Raw genomic sequence first — 7,768 nt, 5'->3', positions numbered from 1 at the left:
AGTCTCCCCAGTATCTCCACATATTCATCTGGGTAAGTTCATATACATCGCCTAAATCTACTTGCAGATAACGGGAAGTATTATCTCCATCCTGACCAAAATCACAATAGTTCGCATCTGATGTAGGTCCGATAATTCCATCAACTGCCATTGTTGTCGGTCTGCCTGAATTCATTTCAGAGTCTGAGTTATCCGCTGTTTTCTTAACGGTTACGGTCTTATTTAAAGCAATATTCGTTGGTTCCGGATAAGCCATTTCAAAGCTGGCATCTGCCCAGTTGCCCCAGTCGTTATATGGTTGCGAAACCATTTTCGCTTCCAGTTTCAGTTCTTTATTTTCAGGGGTTAAAGCAATATTAAACTCCTGGGCATTATTAGACGCATCTACGATTCCGCTGTCAAATACTGCCTCGCCATCCAGATAAATTTTAAACTGCACATCACATCCTTCTTCTCCACCCACATATCCGATTGCAGAATAATCAACTCCTGTCATAGTGTGGAAAGAAGTATAACCCATGTCTTCCAAATCGTACACGATAGAAGAATCTGTCTGAATTCCAATCCCTTTATCAAACGTTTTTTCTGTTCCATCTACTAATAGTTTTATTGGCTCCTGCAAATGGTTCAGGTCTTTTGTTGGTGTTTCTTTTTCTCCTGCAGCACCCACTGCATTTGTTGCACTCTTCCAGTCGATATCAGACAGATAAATTGTTTTTGTCTTTACAACAGTATTTTCCTGGATTCCCTCAACAGTAATTACAAGGTCATCCTGAATATTAGCTATTGTATATACCCCAAGCTCATCTTTTTCCAAAGCTGTGCCGCCGTTTGCCTTTACAACCGGTACGGATTCATCATATGCTTCATCTAAAATCAGCTTAAAGCTGATGGAACCATTATAGTCTACCGTTGTGCTTCCACCATTCTGTATTTCTACACTATATCCCTGGGGATTTTCCGGAAATGTCACTTCATACTGTGCTTTATGTACGCCTTCAACGGTAATGGACTGATTCTCCGTAATATTTTCAATGGTATAAACAGTGTCAACTGCTTCCAGTTCTACCCCATTTGCTTTAACTGCACTGGTTGCACTGTAACCGCTTTCTGTATCAATGAGCACCTGGAAACGGAAGGAACCACCTTCTTCCACTGTGGTAGGATCATTTTCAAATGGGATAACCTGATATCCGCTGCCCGTTGGAATCGTTACAGTATATGTGCCTGCTTCCGGGTTGCCTGAATCCGCTGTTCCCCAAACCTGCACTTCATTGATGTGGTTTGTAGTACCGCTCATACTGCCAAATACATATACACGTACTGCCTGTGCCTTTGTGCCGTCTGGTACAGTAAATTCATGTCCTGATGCAGTTTCAGCGTATCGGTCATCCCTTCCCCCTCCAAATCCATGCACATTTGACTTGTCAGAGTTATATATAACTGCTGCATCCGTAAAATCACCACTCTCAGACGTAGTAATTACTGTTGCATCGTAAGTTCTTCCGTCTTTCCAGTATCTCCACATATTTACTCTGCTTAAATCATACAGACCTCCGAGGTCTATCTGCAGATACATAGCTGTTTTATCCCCATCTTTTCCAAGCTCACAATAGTTGGCCTCTCCAGTAGCATCAATAATACCATCTACTGCCATTGCAGCCGGTCTGTCGGGATTGCGATAATCATCCGGCAGATCAGTACCATCACTTTTATGTAATGAAACTGATTTTCCCAGAGCTGCATTTTCTTCTGATACAGCAGCCTGTACATCAATCGGAATCTGCACTGCCGTTAATATCATACACAAAGTCAGAATCCACGCCATAATACGCTTCATTGATATTAATTTCTTACTTTTCATTTTGTTACCTCCCAATCTTTTTCATTTTTACGGGTTGTCGCGTTAATGTCAGACACCTCCCTTTGCTTTTATCTTCTGTAAAATTTTTCCGCACTACCCTATGTCAAAATCCTATCATGCAGCATATTTTCTTACAATAAACAAAGTCATTCATTTCTTACTATTTTTTTACTGCGACACCCGTATATTAAAATAATTATAAAAATATTGCTTATTTTTGACTAATTTCCATAAAAAGGACGGCATTTGGTCAAAAAATCTACAGAGATTTTTATTTCACTTTGATTTTTACAGACTTACTATAACTTCCAAAAACTTTTTCACCTTTATAAGTTTTGTAAGCCTTCACTTTATAAGTATACATTTTTCCTTTCTTTACCTTTTTATCGGTGAACTTCAGTGTCTTGCCATTTACCTGGGCAGCCTTTTCCCACTTCTTTCCGTTTCTCTTCATAACAACATATCCGGATGCTCCTGACACTTTGTTCCAGCTTAATATGATTTTATTTTTTGAAGTCTTTGCCTTTGCAGATACCGTTTGGGGTACAACTTTTTTAGTGGCGGTACTGTATTTACTGTAGATGGTCTTCCCATTTACGATCTTATAAGCTTTGACTTCAAATGTATATTTCGTACCGGGTGTACCTTTTTTATAAGTATAAGTGGTTGTGCCGTTGTTCTTAATGTTCTTCTCCATACTCCATTTTTTGCCGCTTTTTCCCCGGATTAAATAGCCATCCGCATCCGCTACCTTTTTCCATGATAACTTTATTTCTTTGGCTTTATAAGAGACTGCTTTTACAGAGACTTTAGCTGATGCTACTCTCTTGGCAGATTCTGCCGCTATTTTAGCTGCGTCCAGTTTTAAATTCTTCATTGCATTGGTTAATGCTGCCACCTGATCATTTACCTGCTGCTGTGTGGTATCTGTTTTATCTGCTACCGCCTGGGCTTTTCCGATTTCGCTTTGCAGGGCTTTGTATGATTCCTCTGTATAGTTCCCCTGTTTAATCCCTTTCGCCTCAGCTATCTTTGCATATAATACGGTCTTGGATACCACTGCCGGCTTTGGTTTTTCTTTTAAACCAGCTATCGCACTTTCTAACCGGCGTAACTGTTCATTGACCTCCTCCTGTGCCGCATCTGCTTTATCAGATACAGCCTGGGAAGTTGCTATTTCATTTTGCAGGGCTTTGTATGATTCCTCCGTATAATTCCCCTGTTTGATCCCTTTCGCTACTGCGATTTTAGCATTTAACTTCCCTTTATCAACTTTTGGTACTTCTGCCGTATTTGTATCAATTGTCAGATCTACCCAGCCATTACCGGAAACGGTGATCATAGCGGTACCTGCTGCTGCATGATATTCTACAACCGGCTCCTGATACTGGCCTTTTAGACCGTCGGTCACATTTACTTCCGGTTCACCTTTAAGTCCAACCAGTTCAAAAGTAGTATCGCGGAAAGTATTATCATCGGGATTAGGAATATACTCATCCCGGACCCAATCCTGAAGCTTGGTATTGTGATCTGTATCCCAGCGGTCCGTCACTGTGGTTCCGTACCCCTCCCAGATGCTGTCTTTATCAACACGATAATTGTTCAGCTTGATCTGAAGCTCACCCTCCTGATCATCCAGGATTACAAAAGTATGCGGTGTCATGGTTACATCAACAGATTTTTCACCTTCCAGCGGTAGATTTGCATTTTGTGTTCCATCCACATTTACATTACTGTTGTATAGATACCAGGTATCATTTACAAGCTGTCCAAAAGCCGTTCCGGTATACTGTTGCGGATATTTTTCTTCAAAGTATGCTTTTTTCGTATCTTTATTGGCAAGCTGTGCACTGGATTGATTCAATATCTCAATATCCCCGAATACTGCTTTCACTGTTTCTTCATCTACTGCTTCCGGAACAGCCGGTATTAACCCATAACGTCCCGTGGTCTGGGTTGGAAGTGTAGCATCTTCCCAGTTCACACCTTTTTGCAATAAGTTTCCTGCATTCTTTAACGTACTTAATCTGCCATAGAACGCTGTCTTCGTATCTGCTAGCACTTCCTCTTTACTTGGTGCCGGATTTTTGATTGCATATCGCATAAACTCTGCAACTACATTTTCAAAACAAGGTGAATTTTGATTATAAGAACCATATACATACGCCGGATGCTCAAAATTGTAGACACATCCTCCATTTGTATAGATACTCATCATTTCAATACCAAGCAGTGCTTCCGGTTCGGTTGCAACCGGTCTCGCTTCTTCCCCTCCTGGATTATAAGAATACTGGCCATCAAATAATTTGCCAAATCCTTTTTCATACCATTTCCAGGTATCCGCCAGTCCGCCCCACTGTGCACATATTCCGGTCAGCCAGAGTCCCTGCATATAGCTGGCTGTACCTGCATTAGAGTTGGTATTAGCCGGCGTGTTCTTCCAGGTGAAAATAAAATTATTACCGTAGCGCTTCAATGCTGCATTAAACTTCTCATTTGCTATTACATTTTCAATAACACCTTCCTGATGCTCACTCCAGACGAAATAACCGCCGTTTTCAGCTGCTACACGCAGATAATCAGCCCCCATCGTAGCTACCTTGTTGTAGTCAGTCCAATAATTTTCCGTGGACATGATTCCTTTCAATACACTGTGCTGTTTGAACATCTGGTCGATCCATTCCGGATCCAGATTGGCTGTTCCAGTCCAGTAATTCTGCTGGCCTGCTGTTGCTGCCACCATCAACACCGGAATATGATTTTCCTGGGCAATTGCCAGCTGCTGCTCATAAAACGCTTTTGCCGTGTGGGAATCACTTTCATTTAAGCCAATTTTGCCGCCCAGATGAAGTTCAATGACCGCATTGTCTTTTAAATCTTCCGGAACCTGTTTCCATCGGGAAACCAGATCATCGCCCCAGTCCAGAGTGCTTCCCGATTCACTGTAAGACTTTCCGTACAACGGCATGATAAGCAGGGGATTTTCATTATTCACCTCTATTCTTTTTTCTACTTCCGGCCTTGTACCTGTTAATTTGTACATGGCGTCAGCATAATTTGCAGAAGTATACCCAATATCCCAATGGGACTGGCCTTCAGCCAGGGCGGCATACCAGATATGGAAGGTACCGTTTCCTTTTGCTCCACCTGGCTCATACCAGAAAGTAGAACGATAAATCTGTCCTGCGTCCCAGGTTCCGGGCGCCCCTACCGTAATTAAAGCTTTTTCTGATACCGGCTCCCAGTGAATGCCGTCTTTTGATTTGGAGAAGCGCAGGGAAGAGTTATCCGGTCCGCTGCCTGCCGGGAATGCCTGCTGTAATGCCCAATATTCCTGGAATTCCTCTACCCATTGAATATCCTGATGCCATGGATACATCTGCAGCCCGTCTTCATTTACCCCCAGAAAATTTTCAACATATGTCTTATCGGACCAGTTGCTGATACCGTCCAGGGATGTGCGGTACCATACTTTGTTGTTCTGTTTATTCTCATATCCTACATCTCCGGCATCGTTTGCCCACATCTTGTAAATTTTTTCTGTCTTATCATAAACAACAGTCGGAGATAAGTCTGAATACCGTTCCCCTTCCGATGCAATCGCACAGCCATGATCCGTTGGTCCGGTCTGCAGATTACCATTCTCATCTTCGATCCCCCAGTGAACCCCGTCATAAGAAACGCGGTATCTGATCTCCGAACGATGTGTCTTTCCATTTACAGCCTCATCCTGGGCCCATTCCCAGAACATAATCAACCTGTCATTTACCGGATCATATACAATGTCCGTATCACAGTTGTGTTCATTTTGATTTTCAATTTCACTGTCATAACGAGGCTGTACCGGATTCTGCGCAGGAAACTCCCAGTTCACTCCATCATTAGATGCTGCAATACAAGGATTTTCAAAATAAGAACTTCCCGGTTTATTCGGGGTATATGCCATCCAATATTTATATCCGTTCCATGGCTCATCAAATACAGTAACATCCGGATGGGTTACCTGGCCATTCGTCCCCGGCCCCTGCAGCTTCAGCGGATTTACTGCATTTGGAAAGATCTTGCTGTCATCCGGCTTTTCCGGTTGGATTTCATCGCCAAATACATAAGCATTCACCTTTAATTCCACAATGTGGTTCGTCACCCCAGGTGTACCGTTAACACCATATGTATAGACTCTGATATACCTGGCTTTTGTGTTTTCCGGTACCGTAAATGTCTTTCCTTCTTCCGATTCCGCATAAAGAGAATCACTTCCGGCACCCAGGTTATGTATCTCACCCGTAGTATCCGAGTTGTAAATTACCTTAGCATTTTCAAAGTTCTCATTCTCAGATACAGCAATGGCAGTAGCTGCATAAGTTCTGCCATCTTTCCAGTATCTCCACATCTGAATATCGGAAAGTAAATAGCTCCCCTTTAAATCAACCTGCATATAGAGTGACTGTCTCACTGCTCCGCTGTCTGCCTGGTCTCCAAAGTCAAAATAACTGGAGCTGTCTATTACACCGTCAACAGCCTTAGAACTGTTAACTGTTGCATCCGGATTAACCGGAGCTGCCGAATTATCTGCCGTCTTCTTTGCCACTACCGTTTTATTCAATGCAACATTCTCAGGTTCCGGTAATACCTGGTAAAATTTTGCATCTGCCCAATTAGCATGATCAGACCAGGTCTCTGTAACTTTATCTGCGTACAGTGTCAACGTCTTTGCCGTATCCGGAATATCCACTGAAATCTTAACCGCATTGGAAAGCGGGTCCAGTACTCCTGTTTCTGATACAACCTGATCATCAATCTTTACCCGAAATTTCACGTCACATACTTCACCCGGAATATTATCCTTTTGGCTATAATCTACACCAACATATGATTCAAACCTTGTATATCCCTTTCCTTCCAGATCGTACACAATAGTGGAGTCTGTCTGAGTTCCGATCCCTTTGTCAAATTCGGTAACCGCTCCATCCACCTTTAAAGTAATTTTTCCGCCTTCAAAGGATTTGTCCTTCTGGGTTGGCTTGTCGCTGTCCACTGAATGATTTTCAGACTTCCATTGCAGGTCTGACAGATAGGCTGTCCGGTACGCTGCATCCTGCTGGTCTTCCTTTATTTCAGCAACCCTTGCCTTCCGGTGAGCATCAGCTGTTCTATTTGTCCCTTCTTCCTGCAGATCTTGCCCTGGGGATTCTTCTGTCGTATCTTCTTCTGTCAATACTTCCTCTGTTTGCGCTTTATCTGATCGCAATTCATCCGATTTCACATTTTCTGTCTGCAGTTCATCTGTCTGTTCATGTTCCGTCTGTGTTGCTTCTGTCTGTACTGTATCCCGCTCTCCTGCAGTATTTGCTTCGGTCATAAGCCCTGGTGTCTCTTCCCCTGTGAAATATTCTTCCTGTTCTTTTGCAACCCCGCCCCCTGTCCCGGTTTCTGCCGCAGCACTCAGCGGTGTCGCTAAGCACATACAGGATGCCGTTAGAAGTGCTACTAGTTTTTTTGTCCTGAACTTCATATAAATCCTCCTCCTTATTACTCTTTTGTTTATTATAAATTGGGCAGGTTTTTAAATGAATGCGATTATCTATCCCCTTTCATCACATTTTTGACCTGGTTATCACAGCTAATAGAAATATTACCAATTTTTTACTATTTTCATCGAATTTTTGCCTGAAGTTCCCTGATCATACGTTTTTTTAATTTTTCATTGCATTTCAAGAATTCACGGATATAATAATAGAATAAGAAATAATTTCACATACCTGTAACATGGACTTTTTATAATGATGGCTCACCCATAAGAAAGGACCATGTGAATATGAAACTTATACGAAATACACTGATTTTTATACATTGCCTTATTTTAACTGCTGCATTGCTTACGGGGTATGCTTTTCAGATAGAGCC

The 7,768-nt window shown here is 42.3% G+C and carries 2 protein-coding genes; both read right to left on the bottom strand.

Annotated elements, in window-relative coordinates:
* On the bottom strand, positions 1 to 1,864 hold a 1,864-nt coding region (locus ACH2DQ_RS03215; protein WP_395025555.1), incomplete at its 3' end, for an NPCBM/NEW2 domain-containing protein.
* A gap of 271 nt (positions 1,865 to 2,135) precedes the next feature.
* A complete protein-coding gene (locus ACH2DQ_RS03210) occupies positions 2,136 to 7,376 on the bottom strand; it encodes a glycoside hydrolase family 98 domain-containing protein (protein WP_394911572.1) in 5,241 nt (1,746 codons plus the stop codon).
* Positions 7,377 to 7,768: the final 392 nt, after the last annotated feature.

The sequence above is a fragment of the Robinsoniella sp. genome (genome assembly GCF_034124845.1).
Note: the sequence above shows the minus strand (reverse complement) of the source record. Positions and strands in the feature narration are given on the sequence as shown.